The organism is Halomonas sp. 11-S5 (genome assembly GCF_029889825.1).
GTDB lineage: Bacteria > Pseudomonadota > Gammaproteobacteria > Pseudomonadales > Halomonadaceae > Halomonas.
This window is the reverse complement of the sequence record NZ_JARANW010000030.1, coordinates 25,509-41,631: the sequence shown is the minus strand read 5'-3', so window position 1 is coordinate 41,631 and position 16,123 is coordinate 25,509. Positions and strand designations below refer to the sequence as shown.

Genomic DNA, 16,123 nt, shown 5'->3' with positions numbered 1-16,123 from the left:
ACCGACGCCCTGCTTCGCTCTCGCGTCCTGCTCCGCTTGCAGGGCCGGTGCTGGCCATCCATGGCCAGCCCGTTCGGAGCAATGCTCCTCACCCCTGGCGTAGGACCCCCTCTACGACCTGTCCCCGGCGCCCCTCGTCAGATCCAACTGCGATAGCCCTGTCGTTTTCCCATCACGCATGCCGGTTTCACAACCACCCCCGTTCCGCGAAGGAGACCACCTCGCCATCGCCCACCACGAAGTGGTCCAGCACGCGCACCTCGAAGAGCCCGAGCGCCTCGCGCAGGCGCTCGGTGATGCGCCGGTCGGCGTCACTGGGCTCGGCCACGCCGGAGGGGTGGTTGTGGGCGAAGATGATGGCGCCGGCGCCCAGCTCCAGGGCACGGCGAGCCACCTCTCGAGGGTAGACCGAGGCACTGTCCAGGGTGCCGCGGAACAGCGACTCGTAGCGGATCACGCGATGCTGGCTGTCGAGGAAAAGCGCGGCAAACTCCTCATGGCCGAGATGGCGCAGCTGGGCGGCGAGGTAGGCACGCACCAGCGAGGGCGAGGTCAGCGCATCGCCCCGGCTCAGCTGGCTGGCGAGATGCCGCCGCGACAGCTCCAGGGTGGCCTGGAGTTGGACATACTTGGCCATGCCCATGCCGTGCTCGGCGCAGAAGCGAGCCTGGTCGGCCTCCAGCAGCTGGCGAAGCCCGCCGAAGGCCGACAGCAGGTCCCGGGCCAGGTCCACCGCCGAGCGCCCCTCCACACCGACGCGCAGGAAGATCGCCAGCAGTTCGGCATCGGAGAGCGCCTCCACGCCCAGCGCCAGCAACTTCTCCCGGGGGCGCTCCCCCTCCGGCCAGTCTCGAATCGACATCCCTGCCTCCCTGCCTGACATCCGTGACTGTCAGTGTAGTCGGTCCAGCGGCTACGCAAGGTCGGGCACCGGTGGTAAGGTAGACGACCCGATTTTCGCTCGGATACCGCCATGTCGACACTCTCCCGCCGACGCGTACTGCTCGGCATCAGCGCCGGCATCGCCGCCTACAAGAGCGCCCAGCTTGCCCGCCTGCTCACCCAGGCCGGCTGCGAGGTGCGCGTGGTGATGACCGAGGGCGCCCAGGCCTTCATCACGCCCTTGACGCTGCAAGCCCTGACGGGTGAAGCCGTACGCACCTCGCTGCTCGACCCCCAGGCCGAGGCCGGCATGGGGCATATCGAGCTGGCCCGCTGGGCCGACACCATCCTGATCGCCCCGGGCACCGCCGACCTGATGGCGCGCCTCGCCCAGGGCCTGGCGGACGACCTGCTGACCACCCTGTGCCTGGCGAGCGAGGCCGAGACGGTGATGGCCCCGGCCATGAACCAGGCCATGTGGCGCCATCCGGCCACGCAGCGCAATGCGCGCCAGCTGGCCGAGGACGGCTGGCAGCTGCTGGGGCCGGAGAGCGGCGACCAGGCCTGCGGCGACGTGGGACCGGGGCGCATGCTGGAGCCCGAGGCGATCGTGGCGGCGCTGCTCCCTATGGCACCCGCCTCAAAGGAGGCCGACGGTCTGACCGTCACCATCACCGCCGGTCCGACCCGGGAGCCGCTCGATCCGGTGCGCTACCTCTCCAACCACAGCTCCGGCAAGATGGGCTTCGCCCTGGCCGCCGCCGCCGCCGCGCTGGGGGCGCGGGTGCGGCTGATCAGTGGCCCGGTCGCCCTGCCGACACCGGCTGGCGTCGAGCGCACCGACGTGGAGACCGCCCGGGAGATGCACGAGGCCGCCCAGCGGCTGGCCGCCGACAGCGATATCTTCATCGGCTGCGCCGCGGTGGCCGACTACCGAGCCGAGGCGGCCGCCGAGCACAAGATCAAGAAGGTCGAGGGCGAGGAGGGCCTCACCCTGCGCCTGGTGAAAAATCCCGACATCATCGCCTCCGTGGCCGCCCTGCCCGAGGCGCAGCGCCCGCTGGTGGTGGGGTTCGCCGCCGAGACCCGCGACCTGGAGGCCTATGCCCGGGACAAGCTGGCCCGCAAGGGGCTCGACATGATCGTCGCCAACGACGTCGCCCGGGCCGGGCTCGGCTTCGGCAGCGACGACAACGCCGCCCTGCTGCTGTGGCGGGAAGGCGACAGGGAAGGCAGCGAGAGTCTCGCCCCCCAGCCCAAGTCGCAACTCGCCCTGGCGGTGGTGCGCCGCGCCCTGGCCTGCCTGTCGCCCCGCCACGCCCCTTGACACCGAACACTCGAGGATCCCCGATGCCCACCCTCCCCGATCGCCCGCGCCTCGCCGTCAAGCTGCTCGACGAGCGCCTGCGCGATCATCTGCCTCACTACGCCACCCAAGGATCCGCCGGCATGGACCTGCGCGCCCTGCTCGATGCCCCCCTGACTCTGGCGCCCGGGCAGTGCGAGCTGGTGCGCACCGGGCTTGCCATCCACATCGCCGACCCGGCCCTCGCCGGGATGATCCTGCCCCGCTCGGGCCTGGGCCATAAGCACGGCATCGTGCTGGGCAACCTGGTGGGCCTGATCGATTCCGACTACCAGGGCGAGCTGATGATCTCCACCTGGAACCGTGGCGACGCGCCCTTCACCATCGAGCCCTTCGAGAGGCTGGCACAGTACCTGCTCGTGCCGGTGGTGCAGGCCGAGCTCGAGGTCGTCGAGGACTTCGACGCCAGCCACCGGGGCACCGACCAGCGTGGCACCGGTGGGTTCGGCAGTTCCGGCCGGCACTGAGACGGCACCCAGCCACTCGAACCTCCACACAGGACGGACCCCATGACCCAAGAAGCGAGCCAGGCAGTCCCCGCCTCGATCTTCCGCGCCTACGACATCCGCGGCATCGTCGACGACACCCTGACCGAGCCAGGTGTCGAGCAGATCGGCCGCGCCATCGGCAGCGAGGCCCGGTCGCGCGGCGAGTCCACCGTGGTGGTGGCCCGCGACGGCCGCCTCTCCGGCCCGCGCCTGCTGGCCGCCCTGACCCGCGGCCTGCTGTCGTCGGGTTGCGACGTCGTCGACATCGGCATGGTCCCCACGCCGGTACTCTACTTCGCCACCCACGTGCTCGAGGGCACGGCCTCGGGCGTGATGGTCACCGGCAGCCACAACCCGCCGGACTACAACGGCTTCAAGATCGTGCTGGGTGGCGAGACGCTCTCCGGTGATGCCATCACCGCCCTGCACACCCGCCTGGCCAGCGGCGAGCTCAGCGAGGGCCAGGGCAGCGTGCGCCAGGAGGACGTGCGTGACGCCTACCTGGCGCGCATCCTCGGCGACGTCACGCTTGCCCGCCCGCTCAAGGCGGTGGTTGACTGCGGCAACGGCGTGGCCGGCGAACTGGGCCCGGCGCTGGTCGAGCGCCTCGGTGCCGAGACGATTCCGCTGTTCGCCGAGATCGACGGCACCTTCCCCAACCACCACCCGGACCCGGGCAAGCCCGAGAACCTCCAGGACCTGATCCGCACGGTGCAGGAGACCGGCGCCGACATCGGGCTGGCCTTCGATGGCGACGGCGACCGCCTCGGCGTGATCACCCCGAGTGGCACGCTGATCTACCCCGACCACCTGCTGATGGCCTTCGCCGAGGACATGCTGTCACGCAATCGCGACGCCCGCGTGATCTTCGACGTCAAGTGCACCGGCAACCTGACCCGGGTGATCGAGGACGCCGGCGGGACGCCGGAGATGTGGCGCACCGGGCACTCGCTGATCAAGGCGCGCATGAAGGAGACCGGCGCCCTGCTGGCCGGCGAGATGAGCGGCCATATCTTCTTCCAGGAGCGCTGGTACGGCTTCGACGACGGCCTCTACGCCGCCGCCCGCCTGCTGGAGATCCTGTCGAAGCAGGCCGACGATGCCGATACCTTCTTCGCTCGCTACCCCCAGGACGTCGGCACCCCGGAGATCAATATCACGGTCACCGACGCGACCAAGTTCGCGCTGGTGGACCGGCTGGCCCGGGAGGGCGACTTCGGCGAGGAGGGCGTCAAGACGACCCTGGACGGCATCCGCGTCGACTACCCGGACGGCTGGGGCCTGTGCCGCGCCTCCAACACCACGCCGGTGCTGGTGCTGCGCTTCGAGGGCAAGGACGACGCCGCCCTGGCCCGCATCCGCGGCCGCTTCACCGACGCCCTCACCCAGGTGTCACCCGACCTCGAGTTGCCCCTGTGAGGGGCGGTTCGCCGCATAGACAGGAGAGGGAACCCGACCGATGACCGAACAGACCCGCGACCCGCGCCTGGTGGTGGAGGTGCTCTCCGAGGCACTGCCCTACATCCAGCGCTTCTCCGGCAAGACCGTGGTGGTGAAGTACGGCGGCAACGCCATGACCGAGAACACCCTGATCGACTCCTTCGCCCGCGACATGGTGCTGATGAAGGAGGTCGGCATCAATCCGGTGGTGGTGCACGGCGGCGGCCCGCAGATCGGCGACCTGCTCGCGAAGCTCAACATCGAGTCGCGCTTCGTCAACGGCATGCGGGTGACCGATGCCGAGACCATGGACGTGGTGGAGATGGTACTGGGCGGCTTGGTCAACAAGGGCATCGTCAACCTGATCAACCAGTGCGGCGGCAAGGCCATCGGCCTGACCGGCAAGGACGGCGCGCAGATCCGCGCCCGACAGCTCAAGGTGGAACACCAGAGCCCGGAGATGACCGCGCCGGAGATCATCGACATCGGCCACGTGGGGGAGGTGGAGCACATCTCCACCGACCTCCTCGAGATGCTCGCCGCCCGCGACTTCATCCCGGTGATCGCCCCCATCGGCGTGGACGCGAAGGGTCGCAGCTACAACATCAATGCCGACCTGGTGGCCGGCAAGATAGCCGAGGCCCTGGATGCCGAGAAGCTGATGCTGCTGACCAACGTCGCCGGCCTGATGAACGCCGAGGGCGAGGTGCTCACCGGGCTGACCACCGAGCAGGTGGATGCCCTGATCGCCGACGGCACCATCCATGGCGGCATGCTGCCGAAGATCCGCTGCGCCCTGGACGCCGTGAAGGGCGGCGTCGCGAGCGCCCACATCATCGATGGCCGGGTGCCCCATGCCACCCTGCTGGAGATCTTCACCAACGCCGGGGTGGGCACCCTGATCACCGACATTCCCCAGGACCCGAACGCCGGCTGAGCCCCCCGGCCCGATCCACCGAACCGACAAGAACATAACGACATGACGCAGGAAACACCAACCCCCAGTCGCCGCGAGCAGATTCTGCAGGGCCTCGCCCTGATGCTGGAGGAGGACAGCGGCAAGCGCATCACCGTGGCCGCCCTGGCCCGCCAGGTCGGCGTCTCGGAGGCGGCGCTCTATCGCCACTTCCCCAGCAAGGCACGGATGTTCGAGGGGCTGATCGCCTTCATCGAGGAGGCCCTCTTCGAGCGCATCGGCCGCATCCTCGAGGAGGTGCCGGAGGCGGTGCCGCGCTGCGGCCAGATCCTCACCCTGGTGCTGGCCTTCGCCGAGAAGAACCCGGGGCTGTCGCGCCTGCTGGGCGGCGACGCCCTGACCGGCGAGACGGCACGGCTGCGCCTTCGCATCCACCAGCTCTTCGAGCGCCTCGAGACCCAGCTCAAGCAGGTGCTGCGCGAGGCGGAGCTACGCGAGGGGCGGCGCCCCTCGCTGCCGGTCTCGGCGGCTGCCAACCTGCTGCTGGCCCACCTCGAGGGGCAGATCTCGCGCTACGTGCGCAGCGACTTCCGCCACCGTCCCACCGAGCACTGGGACGACCAGTGGGCGCTGCTCTCGGCCCAGCTGCTGCGGGAGAGCCCGCAGACGGCATAACAGGGGCAAGCGAACAGCAGGCCCCAAACGAGGAACCCCCTAAGGGCGAGACCTTCGGGGGTTCCTTGCAGCTTGGCGCTTGAAGCTCGGCGCTACCGGCGGTCACGCCACCAGGGCATCCCCGATCTGCAGGCGGATCTTCTTCATGGCGTTCTTCTCGAGCTGGCGGATGCGCTCGGCGGAGACGCCGTAGACGTCGGCCAGCTCGTGCAGGGTGGCCTTGTCGTCCCCCAGCCAGCGACGCTGAAGGATGTCCCGGGAGCGCTCGTCGAGGGCCTCCAGGGCCTGCTGCAGGCGATGGGTGGCATCCTGCTCCCAGTCGCTGTCCTCGAGCTGGGTGGCCGGGTCGGCGCTGGCATCATCGAGGAAGTGCACCGGCGCCTGGTAGGCGGACTCGTCGTCCTCCCCCGGCGAGGCATCGAAGCCGGCGTCATGGGCCGACAGGCGACCTTCCATCTCGCGTACCACCTCGGGCTTGACGTCCAGGTCCTTGGCGATGGCCTCCACCTCGTCGCTGTTCAGCCAGGCCAGGCGCTTCTTGGCGCCGCGCAGGTTGAAGAACAGCTTGCGCTGGGCCTTGGTCGTGGCGATCTTGACGATGCGCCAGTTGCGCAGCACGAACTCGTGGATCTCGGCCTTGATCCAGTGCACGGCGAAGGAGACCAGCCGCACCCCCTGGTTGGGGTCGAAGCGCTTGACGGCCTTCATCAGGCCGACGTTGCCTTCCTGGATGAGGTCGGCCTGGGGCAGGCCGTAGCCGGAGTAACTGCGCGCGATGTAGACGACGAAGCGCAGATGCGAGAGCACCAGGCGTCGTGCCGCCTCGAGGTCCCCCTCGTCGTGCAGCCGGTACGCCAGATCCCGCTCCTCGTCGACGGTCAGCATGGGAATGCTGTTGACCGCCTGGATGTAACCGTTCAGGTCATGACCCGGGGAGAGCTGACCCACCGGCAGAAGACTGGTGCTCATGTGCAGGTTGTCTCCTTCGAAGCCCATAGTGCTGTTCATGGTGGCTGAATACGACGGCAAAGGCCGTGGAAAGTTCCGTATGTAGCCAGATGAGGCGAAGAATCGTCCAACCACCCGCCTCAGCGCGGCCGGATCTCCGCCAGGTGCCGATTCACGGCGATCCAGGCACCCAGCCAGCCAAGCAGTGTACTACAGGCAAGCAATATTGTAGACCCCTCGGCGCCCAGCCGCGGCAGGTGGAAGCTGGCCCCATAGCTCGCCGCCAGGGCCGAGACCGGCGCCGAGAGCCAGTCGCTGCCCAGGGTCAGCAGGCCCCAGGCCAGCAGGCCGCCGCCCAGCCCGAACCAGGCCCCACTGTAGAGGAAGGGGCGACGCACGAAGGCGTGGGTGGCGCCGATCAGGGTCACCACCTCGATCTCCTGGCGGCGATTCTCCACGGCGAGCCGGATGGTGTTGCCCACCACCAGCAGCACGCCCAGCCCGAACAGCACGCCCAGCGCCAGGGTGACCCGCTGGCCCAGCTCGGCGAGGTGGCGCAGGCGCTCGAGCCAGGCGAGATCCAGGCGCACCTCGTCGACCCCGGGGACGGCCTCGAGGGCCTCGGCGAGCCGTCGCACCGCCTCCGGATCGGGGTTCCCGGGGCGCACCACCACGCTGGCCGGCAGGGGATTGCCCTCGAGCCGGGCCAAGGCATCGCGCAGCCCCAGCGCCTGCTGGAACTCGGCCATGCCCTCGGCGGCGGTGATCAACCGGGTCGCCGCGACGCCGGCCTGGGCGGCCAGCGCCTCTTCGATGCGACCGGCCTCGCCCTCCCCGATCCCGGTGGCCAGGTAGGCGGTGAGGGTGGCGCTCTCCTCCAGCTCGGCGTCGAGCAGGCGGGCGCTGTCCAGGGTCAACCAGAGCCCCGCGGGTAGCACCAGGGCGATGGCGATGGCCAGCATGGTCAGCAGGCTGCCCAGTGGCCGGCGCAGCAGGCGGCGCGCACTATCGAGGGCCATGACGCGATGGTGACGCGCCCAGGACCGCCAGCGGACGCCGCCTGCCGACCGGTGGGTGCGTGCGCCACGGGGCGAGGGAGCGGATTCGCGACTCATGCGACCTCCTCGTCGGCCACCAGGCGCCCCTCGTGGAGCCGCAGGGTGCGGTGACGCAGACGGGCGATCAACGCCAGGTCGTGGCTGGCGACCATCACCGTGGTGCCGATGCGGTTGAAGTCCTCGAACAGCGCCATGATGTCGGCGGAGAGCTGGGGGTCGAGGTTGCCGGTGGGTTCGTCGGCGAGCAACAGCGCCGGCTTGTTGACCACCGCCCGGGCGATGCCCACCCGCTGCTGCTCGCCGCCGGAGAGCTCGATGGGCAGCGCGGCCTCGCGGTGCAACAGCCCCACCTTGTCCAGCGCCGCTCGTACCCGCCGCGCCGCCTCGCGGTGCTCGACCCCCTGGATCTCCAGCGGCAAGGCCACGTTGTGATAGATCGAGCGGTCGAAGAGCAGCTGGTGGTCCTGGAAGACCACGCCGATCTGGCGCCGATAGAAGGGAATCTGGCTGTGGTGCAGGCGGTCGATGTCATGGCCCGCCACCCGCACTTTGCCGCGACTGGGTCGCTCCAGGCGCATGATCAGGCGCAGCAGCGAGCTCTTGCCCGCGCCGGAGTGGCCGGTGAGGAAGACCATCTCGCCGCGCCGCACTCGGAAGTCGATGTTGGCGAGCGCATCATAGCGCCCTCCATAGCGCTTGCCGACGTGCTCGAAGGCGATCATGACTCGGGCGACACCGGCTCGCGGTCGAACAGGGCAGCGACGAACTCACTGGCCGCGAAGGGGCGCAGGTCATCCAGCGACTCGCCGACACCGATGAAGCGGATCGGCGTGCCGAGCTGGCGCGCCAGGGCAAAGATGATGCCGCCCTTGGCGGTGCCGTCGAGCTTGGTCAGGGTGATGCCGGTGACTGGCACCGCCTCGTTGAAGGTCGAGGCCTGGGCGAGGGCGTTCTGGCCGGTCCCGGCATCGAGCACCAGCATCACCTCATGGGGAGCACTGGCGTCGAGCTTGCCCATCACCCGGTGGACCTTCTTGAGCTCCTCCATGAGGTGGGCCTTGTTGTGCAGGCGGCCGGCGGTGTCGGCGATCAGCACGTCGACGCCACGCGCGCGGGCGGCGGAGAGGGCATCGAAGATCACCGAGGCGCTGTCGGCCCCGGTGTGCTGGGCGATCACCGGCACGTCATTGCGTTCGCCCCAGACCTTGAGCTGCTCCACCGCCGCTGCCCGGAAGGTGTCGCCGGCGGCCAGCATCACGCTGCGGCCCTCGCGCTGGAAGCGCTGGGTCAGCTTGCCGATGGTGGTGGTCTTGCCCACGCCGTTGACCCCCACCACCAGGATCACGAAGGGGCCTGCGCCCTTGGGCGGCAGCGCCAGCGGCCGGGTGACCGGTTCGAGCATCGCCGCGAGTTCCTCCTGCAGGGCACGGTAGAGCGCCGGGGGCTCCTTGAGCTCCTTGCGCGAGACCCGGTCGGTGAGCCGGTCGATGATCTCGGTGGTGGCCTCGATGCCCACGTCCGCCATCAGCAGCTGGGTCTCGAGCTCCTCCATGAGATCGTCGTCGATCTGCTTGCGGCCCATGAAGAGGTCGGCCAGACCATCGGTGAGGTTGGCGCGCGTCTTGCCGAGCCCGGCGCGGATACGCGCGAACCAGCCCGTCTTCTCGGCGACCGGCTTCTCCTGCAGGGCCGCCCTGGGCGGCGCAGGCTCGGGTTCGGGGGCCGGCATCTCGGGTGCCGCTTCTGGCTCGGCGGCCGTGTCCCGGGCCGGTTCGTCGACCTCGTCGGTAGCCTCCGCCGGCGGCGCGGTCTCGGTGACGTCGTCTGCCGCTTTCTCTTCCGACCGGCGCTCGGCCTCCTGTTGCGGTGTCGTCTGCCGCTCTTCCTGCTGCTTCTTGCGCTTGAAAATACCGAACATGGGGGGATCACGCCTCACGGATGAACGAATCGCCTCATCCTACCATCGCGCACCATGACTGTGGACAAGCCGGCGGTTACAATCCGCCCCCATGACACGACGCCGCCCCGCCTCTCGAAAGCCCCACCGATCGGCCGCTACACCCACCAAGGGTCCCGGCCGCCAGAACGCCGGCCGCCGGGCCCCCGGACGGCTGCGCCTGATCGGCGGCGAGTACCGGCGCCGCCAACTGCCGGTGCTCGACCGCCCGGGGCTGCGCCCGACCCCCGACCGGGTGCGCGAGACGCTGTTCAACTGGCTTGCCGCCACCACGCCCGGGGCACGGGTCCTCGACCTCTTCGCCGGCACCGGGGCGCTCGGCCTGGAAGCTCTCTCGCGGGGCGCCCGGCAGGCGGTGTTCGTCGAGCACGACGCCCGGGTGGCGCGCCAGCTGGCCGACAACCTCGCGACCCTGGGGGCCACCGAGCGCGGACGCCTGGTCACCGCCGATGCCCTGGCCTTCCTCACCGGCGACCCCGTCCCTTTCTCCTTGGTGTTCCTCGACCCGCCCTTCCGCCAGGGGCTCGCCGAGGCCTGCTGCGATGCCCTGGAGGACGGCTGGCTCGCCGAGGATGCCCTCGTCTATGTGGAAACCGAGTCGGCGCTCGCCCCCGAGGTGCCCGTCAGCTGGCAACTGCACCGCGAGGTGCGCGCCGGCGACAGCACCGGGCGGCTCTACCGCCGGCATCCGCCTGGCGCGAGGTCGCCCGACGGCGACGCTTGCTGAGCCCCGAGCACGGCGTTACGCTGCGCGCTGAAGGAACCCCATCGGGCACGCCCCACCAGCAGGATGTCGTCAGGAGAACAGGATGAGTATCGAACTCTTCAACCAGCTCGAACAGAAGGTCACCAGCGCCGTCGAGGCCCTGGAGTTGATGAGGATGGAAGCCGAGGAGCTGCGCGAGGAAAACGCCCGCCTGAAGCAGGAGCGCGAGGAGTGGGAGCGTCGCCTCTCCGCCCTGCTGGGCAAGTTCGACGAGGTCGAGACGACCGCCAGCAGTTGAGGCAGCATCAGGCCAGCGGGCGCGACATCAGCAGCGCATCCTCCCGCTGGCCGCCGAGGCGCGCCGGGTAGTAGCCACGGCGCCGGCCGTCCTCGCCGAATCCCGCACGCCGGTAGAGCGCCAGGGCCGCCTCGTTGCCCGCCCTGACCTCCAGCAGCAGGCGCTCGCTGCGCCAAGTCCGCGCCTGCTCGATCCCCGCCGCCAGCAAGCGCCCCGCCGCTCCCTGGCGACGCGCCTCCCGGACCACCAGGATCGCCTGCAGCTCCGCATCGAAGGGCAGCCGCACCACCACCACATGGCCGACCAGGCACGCCCCATGCTCGATGCCGAACACCCGGGTATCGGAATCGACCAGCGCCGCCTGCAGCTGGTGTGGCGTCCAGGGGTCGGGGCTGGCGGCCTGCTCCAGCGCCGACAGCATCGCCAGGTCGGCCGGCACCAGCCGGCGAAAGGTTTCAGTCGACCTCACGACCCGCTCGCCAGGCATCGCGCCAGCCTGCCATCTGCGGCCAGAGGACGCGCTTGGCCTCGGCACTACCGGCCAGCTCGCCCAACGCAGGCCCCTGCCAGGCCGGCAGTGCCAGCAGCGGGCAGTGGCCCTCGGAGAGAGTCAGCAGCTTGGCGAGGGTCTCGTCTTCCCCGAACACCAGCAGCCGTTCCGGTACCCAGCCTCGCCGCTGCCGGCCGGCCAGGAAGGCCTGGAGCCCCTCCCGGGCCTCCTCCAGCGGCACCTCCACCGGCAATCCTTCCACCTGAGGCCAGCGGAAGGCCTCGAAGGCCGGCATCTGCTCGGGCACCACGCCAGCGGCCTGCAGCAGATGGCGCAACAGGCGCAACTCCACGCCGCCGGGCGGTGCCTCCCCGGGCAGCAGCACCAGCCAGCGGCCATCCAGGCAGGCCACCTGCAGGGTGAAGCGCAGCGCCTCCCCGCGGTGACGCACGGGGCCTGGGCTCACCGCCTCGGGCGTGGCCCCCGGTTCGTCGCTGGGCGCCAGGTCACCGAGCAGCGCGCGGGCCCTGCCGGCCGCGGGACGATGGCGCGGTTCGGGCTCGGCGGGGGCCGCTCGTGGGGCGGCGACCTGCGCCTCCACGGCCTCGTCGAGCAGCGCATGCAGCCGCTCCCCCGGGGCGCGGCGGACCTCGGCCACCGGCGCGGCGGCCTCCCACTCACAGGCCTGCGTGGGTAGGGCATTGGGCAGGCGATAGCGGGAGGCCCAGGCCGTCAGGCCCATGGCCTCCAGGTACTGCAGGCGCTGCGGCTCCGGGGTCACGACCGGTCGCCGCCCCGGCAGTCGGGGGAGTCGGGGCGGGAGCGGCCGCTGGCCTCCCACTCCTCGGGCGTGAAGAGGTGCAGGGCCAAGGCGTGGACGGGGCCGGCGAGCTCGTCGGCGAGCAGCGCATAGATCTGCTGGTGCCTCTTGACCGGCATCAGCCCCTCGAAGCGGGAGGCGGCCAGGGTGACCTTGAAGTGGGTCTCGGAATTCGCCGGCACGTTATGCCGATGGCTCTCGTTCTCCACCGCCAGGAAGGCGGGCTCAAGGGCCCTGAGCTTGTCTTCGATGGTGGCCTGGATGCTCATGTCGGGGTTCCGATGCTGAGTGAGTGATGGGCCCATTGTACGCCTTCAGTTCGGGTCCGACGACGCCCGCCGCGGCTCGGTACGGCGCGCCTCGCGCTGGGCCCGCCCGGCCAGCGACACCCGCCCCAGGCTCGCCGCGAGCGACAACCCACAGGCGCCCGCCCCGGCCCAGAGGGTCGCCTGCACCGGCGCCCCGGCGGCCAGGAAGGCCCCCACCAGGGCGACGCCCAGCGACTGGCCCACCGTGCGGGCCGTGCTCATCACGCCGGACGCCCTGGCACTGCGCTCGCGGGGCACGCTGGCCATCATCTCGCGATTGTTGGGCGGCTGGAAGAGCCCGAAGCCCAGCCCGCAGAGCGCCGTGCGCCACAGGCTGTCCGCCACTCTGGCGTCGGCGTCGAGCCCGGCCAGGGCCGCCAGTCCCAGCAGCAGCAGCACCAGGCCGCCGCTGGAGAGCAGGCTGGGGTTGACCCGGTCGGCCAGCTGCCCGGCCAGGGGGCCCACCAGCATGATCGCCAGCGGCCAGGGGGTGAACATCCAGGCGGTCTCCAGCGGCGTGAAGCCCATCTCCTGCTGATAGAGGAAGGAGAGTGCCACGAAGGCCAGGCCCTGGCCGACGAAGGCGAGCCCCGAGGCCGAGACCGCCAGCGTGAAGCGTCGCTCGTCGAAGAGCGAGAGCGGCAGCAGCGGATGGCGGGCCCGGCGCTGGCGCTGCACGAAGAGCACGGCACTGAGCAGGCTCAGTGCCAGCCAGGCGAGCACCTGCCAGGCCGGCGCTCCGTGGCCGACACCGTCCAGGCCGAGGAAGAGCCCGGCCAGCATGGCCACCGAACACAGCGCGCCGCGCCAGTCGAAGCCATCGCGCCGCCCCGCCTCCCGGGGCAGCGCCCGCCAGGCCAGCCAGGACGCGCAGAGTCCCAGCGGCACGTGCAAGGCGAATAGCCAGGGCCAGTTGGCCACCGAGAGCACCAGCCCACCGAGAGTCGGTCCCGCGGCGTAGCCACCGGCCACCACCAGGGCGGAGAGCCCCAGGGCGCTGCCGAGCAGCCGCGAGGGAAAGATCGAGCGGTAGAGCGACGGGCCGATGGACAGGGTCGCCGCTGCCCCGAGGCCCTGCAGGGCACGGAAGAGCAACAGAATTTCCAGGTTCGGTGCCAGGGCGCTGCCCAGGGCCGCCAGGGTGAACAGCGCCACCCCGGCGACATAGAGTCGCCGGCGGCTGACCAGCTCGCTGAGGGCGGCAAAGACCAGCAGGAAGGCGGCACAGACGACCTGGAAGAGGTTGGTGACCCAGACCACCCGGGAGGCGGAGACCCCGAGGTCGGCCGCCATGGAGGGCAACGCGATGTTGACCATGGTGGTGTCCACCACCGCCATCAGGGTACCGACGACCAGCGCCAGTACCGCCAGGCGCCGCTCGGGGCCCGGCAGGCCGTCGTCGCCGGGGCGGGTCGTGAAGAGTCGACTCATCCTGCTTCCATCACTGCGGGGTCCATAACGAGGAAACCGGCCGAAGCCGGTTTCCCATGATCGCTGTCGGGCAGGAGGGTCAGTCCTGGTCCGTCTCCAGGAGGAGGGCGTCATCCACCTCGGAGATCTCCAGTGCCGCCTCGTTGTCGAGGTCGATGGCCAGGTAGCTGTGCTCGACCTGCAGGAAGCGCTGGAACAGCGCCCAGTCCAGGGCCTCCGGCCACTGGCGCTCGTCCTCTTCCCAGGCGCGCAGCTCGGTCTCCAGGATCTCGAGGTAGCGCTCGCGCACGAAGGCCTCCAGGGCCTCGGGCGCGTCCATCTCCGGGATCAGGTAGACGGTGCTTTCGTGTTCGACGTCGGCCAGGGTCAGGTCATCACCCTCCATCGTGGGTTCGAGCGCATTGACCCAATCCACGAAATGCCGGGTCGGCCTGACGCTCAGGGCGGAGCGGTTGAGCAGTTTCATCACGGTCTCCTCGACGTCGAAACGACGACCATTATGGGTACTCGGGCCGCCCCTTGCCAACACTTCCGATCATAGACACGCTGGGGCGGGGCTGATCCGGCGGAAGGCCTACGAGGAGGCGCTGTAAACCCCTCCCTGGGCGCTACCGACGCCATCCCTGGCGTAGGACCTCCTCTTCGACCTACCTCCGGCGCCCCTCAACGTATCACCTGTCAATCGACTTCCGGGCGCATCGCCGGAAAGAGCAGCACGTCTCGAATGGAAGCGCTGTCGGTGAACAGCATCACCAGCCGGTCGATGCCGATGCCCTCGCCGGCGGTGGGCGGCAGACCAACCTCCAGCGCCCGCACGTAGTCGGCGTCGAAGTACATCGCCTCCAGGTCGCCGGCCTCCTTCTCCGCGGCCTGGGCGCGGAAGCGCTCGGCCTGGTCCTCGGCGTCGTTGAGCTCCGAGAAGCCGTTGGCGATCTCACGGCCGCCGACGAAGAACTCGAAGCGCTCGGTGACGAAGGGGTTCGCGTCCTTGCGCCGCGCCAGCGGGCTCACCTCGGTGGGGTACTCGGTGATGAAGGTGGGCTGCTGGAGACGGTGCTCCACCGTCTTCTCGAAGATCTCGATCTGGACCTTGCCCAGCCCCCAGCCATCCTTGACGTCGATGTCCAGGCGCTCGGCGATCTGGCGCGCGGCGGACGCGTCGGCCAGCGCCTCGGCGTAGATCTCCGGGTTGAACGCGAGGATGGCATCGAACACCGTGATGCGCCGCAGCGGCTGGCCGAAGTCGTACTCGAAGGTCTCCAGCACCTCGCCCTCGCCGTTGCGCACGGTATTCACCACCATGGTGGTGCCCAGCACCTTCTGGGTCACGCTGCGCAGCATCTCCTCGGTGAGGTCCATCAGGTCATTGTGGTCCGCATGGGCCTGATAGAACTCGATCATGGTGAATTCGGGGTTGTGGCGGGTGGAAAGCCCTTCATTCCTGAAGTTGCGGTTGATCTCGAAGACCTTCTCGAAGCCGCCCACCACCAGGCGCTTGAGGTAGAGCTCCGGGGCGATGCGCAGGTACATGTCGATGTCCAGCGCATTGTGGTGGGTGACGAAGGGGCGTGCCGTGGCGCCGCCGGGAATCGGCTGCAGCATGGGGGTTTCCACTTCCATGAAGCCGCGATCCTCGAAGAAGCGTCGCATGGCGCTGATCACCCCGGCGCGGGTCTCGAACACCTGGCGCGAGTCGGGGTTCATGATCAGGTCGACGTAGCGCTGGCGGTAGCGCGCCTCCATGTCGGTGAGGCCGTGGAACTTGTCGGGCAGCGGGCGCAAGCTCTTGGTGAGCAGCCTGGCCTCCACCATCATCACGTAGAGGTCGCCCTTGCCCGACTTGTGCACCGGCCCCCGGGCCGCCACGATATCGCCGATATCCCAGCCCTTGACGTCCTCCAGCACCTCGGCCGGCAGCCCCTTCTTGTCGACATAGAGCTGGATCGTCCCGGACGGGTCCTGGATGACGATGAAGGGCCCGCGCTTGCGCATGATCCGCCCGGACACGGCGGCTCGACGGTCCAGCGACTCCAGGTCGGCCTTCTCACGGTCGCCAAGCTCATCGATCAACTCGGCCGCCAGGCTGTCGCGACGGAAGTCGTTGGGAAAGGCGCTTTCCCCGGTCTCGGCGGCACGCTCGCGGCGAGCGGCCAGCTTGGCACGACGCTCCGCAATCAGGCGGTTCTCGTCGTTCTGCGGGCTATTCTGTGAAGGGCTATCCGGAGAGGAGCTTTCGTTCGCCATTTCGCTACCTGTTGGAAATCTTTGATACGAAGTCGGGGACACGCCTGACGCCGTGCGGACCTTGTGGGAGCCCAGCTTGCTGAGCGAATGGAGGCC

18 protein-coding genes are annotated in these 16,123 nt (G+C 69.7%); 7 read left to right on the top strand and 11 right to left on the bottom strand.

Annotated features, from left to right (window positions below; translation table 11 throughout):
- Positions 1–187: 187 nt before the first annotated feature.
- Positions 188–862, bottom strand: coding sequence for a DNA repair protein RadC (gene radC, locus OP497_RS15760; protein WP_280550098.1), 675 nt, complete (start codon positions 860–862; stop codon positions 188–190).
- A gap of 111 nt (positions 863–973) precedes the next feature.
- Between radC and coaBC the strand changes: the two genes are divergently transcribed.
- Genes coaBC through slmA form a run of 5 tightly spaced genes read left to right on the top strand, consistent with a single transcriptional unit; the run spans position 974 to position 5,767 of the window.
- Entirely contained in the window at positions 974–2,209 is a 1,236-nt protein-coding gene (gene coaBC / locus OP497_RS15755; protein WP_280550096.1) for a bifunctional phosphopantothenoylcysteine decarboxylase/phosphopantothenate--cysteine ligase CoaBC, read from the top strand.
- A 23-nt stretch (positions 2,210–2,232) separates the two neighbouring features.
- Positions 2,233–2,715, top strand: coding sequence for a dUTP diphosphatase (gene dut / locus OP497_RS15750; RefSeq protein ID WP_280550094.1), 483 nt, complete (start codon positions 2,233–2,235; stop codon positions 2,713–2,715).
- 42 nt (positions 2,716–2,757) lie between these two features.
- Positions 2,758–4,155 (top strand): phosphomannomutase/phosphoglucomutase, encoded by a 1,398-nt coding sequence (locus OP497_RS15745; protein WP_280550092.1) that lies wholly within the window; start codon positions 2,758–2,760, stop codon positions 4,153–4,155.
- A 40-nt stretch (positions 4,156–4,195) separates the two neighbouring features.
- Positions 4,196–5,113 (top strand): acetylglutamate kinase, encoded by a 918-nt coding sequence (argB, locus tag OP497_RS15740; RefSeq protein ID WP_280550090.1) that lies wholly within the window; start codon positions 4,196–4,198, stop codon positions 5,111–5,113.
- 42 nt (positions 5,114–5,155) lie between these two features.
- Positions 5,156–5,767, top strand: coding sequence for a nucleoid occlusion factor SlmA (gene slmA, locus OP497_RS15735; protein WP_280550087.1), 612 nt, complete (start codon positions 5,156–5,158; stop codon positions 5,765–5,767).
- Between the two features lie 102 nt (positions 5,768–5,869).
- Here slmA and rpoH read toward each other — a convergent pair whose 3' ends face one another.
- The 4 genes from rpoH to ftsY form a co-directional block, all read right to left on the bottom strand.
- Positions 5,870–6,736: an RNA polymerase sigma factor RpoH gene (gene rpoH / locus OP497_RS15730; protein ID WP_280550085.1), complete on the bottom strand. Its 867-nt coding sequence runs from the start codon at positions 6,734–6,736 to the stop codon at positions 5,870–5,872.
- 119 nt (positions 6,737–6,855) lie between these two features.
- Complete coding sequence (gene ftsX, locus OP497_RS15725) at positions 6,856–7,830, bottom strand: permease-like cell division protein FtsX (protein WP_280550083.1); 975 nt, start codon at positions 7,828–7,830, stop codon at positions 6,856–6,858.
- Positions 7,827–8,495, bottom strand: a complete 669-nt coding sequence (gene ftsE / locus OP497_RS15720; RefSeq protein WP_280550082.1) for a cell division ATP-binding protein FtsE — start codon at positions 8,493–8,495, stop codon at positions 7,827–7,829. Before ftsE ends, ftsX begins: the two co-directional genes overlap by 4 nt.
- On the bottom strand, positions 8,492–9,691 hold the full coding sequence (gene ftsY / locus OP497_RS15715) for a signal recognition particle-docking protein FtsY (RefSeq protein WP_280550081.1): 1,200 nt from the start codon (positions 9,689–9,691) through the stop codon (positions 8,492–8,494). The genes ftsE and ftsY overlap by 4 nt, the downstream gene beginning before the upstream one ends.
- Positions 9,692–9,782: 91 nt before the next feature.
- Between ftsY and rsmD the strand changes: the two genes are divergently transcribed.
- Together rsmD and OP497_RS15705 are read left to right on the top strand one after the other, a co-directional pair.
- Positions 9,783–10,457 carry a 16S rRNA (guanine(966)-N(2))-methyltransferase RsmD gene (gene rsmD, locus OP497_RS15710; RefSeq protein ID WP_280550080.1) on the top strand — a complete coding sequence of 225 codons (675 nt, stop codon included), beginning with the start codon at positions 9,783–9,785 and terminating at the stop codon, positions 10,455–10,457.
- Positions 10,458–10,539: 82 nt separating this feature from the next.
- Entirely contained in the window at positions 10,540–10,734 is a 195-nt protein-coding gene (locus OP497_RS15705; protein WP_106231375.1) for a cell division protein ZapB, read from the top strand.
- A gap of 7 nt (positions 10,735–10,741) precedes the next feature.
- Here OP497_RS15705 and OP497_RS15700 read toward each other — a convergent pair whose 3' ends face one another.
- The 6 genes from OP497_RS15700 to lysS all read right to left on the bottom strand — a co-directional run bounded on the left by OP497_RS15700 (position 10,742) and on the right by lysS (position 16,027).
- Entirely contained in the window at positions 10,742–11,203 is a 462-nt protein-coding gene (locus OP497_RS15700) for a GNAT family N-acetyltransferase (protein ID WP_280550079.1), read from the bottom strand.
- Positions 11,190–12,005 carry a hypothetical protein gene (locus OP497_RS15695; RefSeq protein WP_280550078.1) on the bottom strand — a complete coding sequence of 272 codons (816 nt, stop codon included), beginning with the start codon at positions 12,003–12,005 and terminating at the stop codon, positions 11,190–11,192. The genes OP497_RS15700 and OP497_RS15695 overlap by 14 nt, the downstream gene beginning before the upstream one ends.
- Positions 12,002–12,313 (bottom strand): BolA/IbaG family iron-sulfur metabolism protein, encoded by a 312-nt coding sequence (locus tag OP497_RS15690; RefSeq protein WP_280550077.1) that lies wholly within the window; start codon positions 12,311–12,313, stop codon positions 12,002–12,004. The genes OP497_RS15695 and OP497_RS15690 overlap by 4 nt, the downstream gene beginning before the upstream one ends.
- Positions 12,314–12,358: 45 nt before the next feature.
- A complete protein-coding gene (locus OP497_RS15685) occupies positions 12,359–13,783 on the bottom strand; it encodes an MFS transporter (protein WP_280550076.1) in 1,425 nt (474 codons plus the stop codon).
- A gap of 79 nt (positions 13,784–13,862) precedes the next feature.
- Positions 13,863–14,249 carry a hypothetical protein gene (locus OP497_RS15680; protein WP_280550075.1) on the bottom strand — a complete coding sequence of 129 codons (387 nt, stop codon included), beginning with the start codon at positions 14,247–14,249 and terminating at the stop codon, positions 13,863–13,865.
- Between the two features lie 212 nt (positions 14,250–14,461).
- Positions 14,462–16,027: a lysine--tRNA ligase gene (lysS, locus tag OP497_RS15675; protein WP_280550074.1), complete on the bottom strand. Its 1,566-nt coding sequence runs from the start codon at positions 16,025–16,027 to the stop codon at positions 14,462–14,464.
- Positions 16,028–16,123 lie beyond the last annotated feature (96 nt).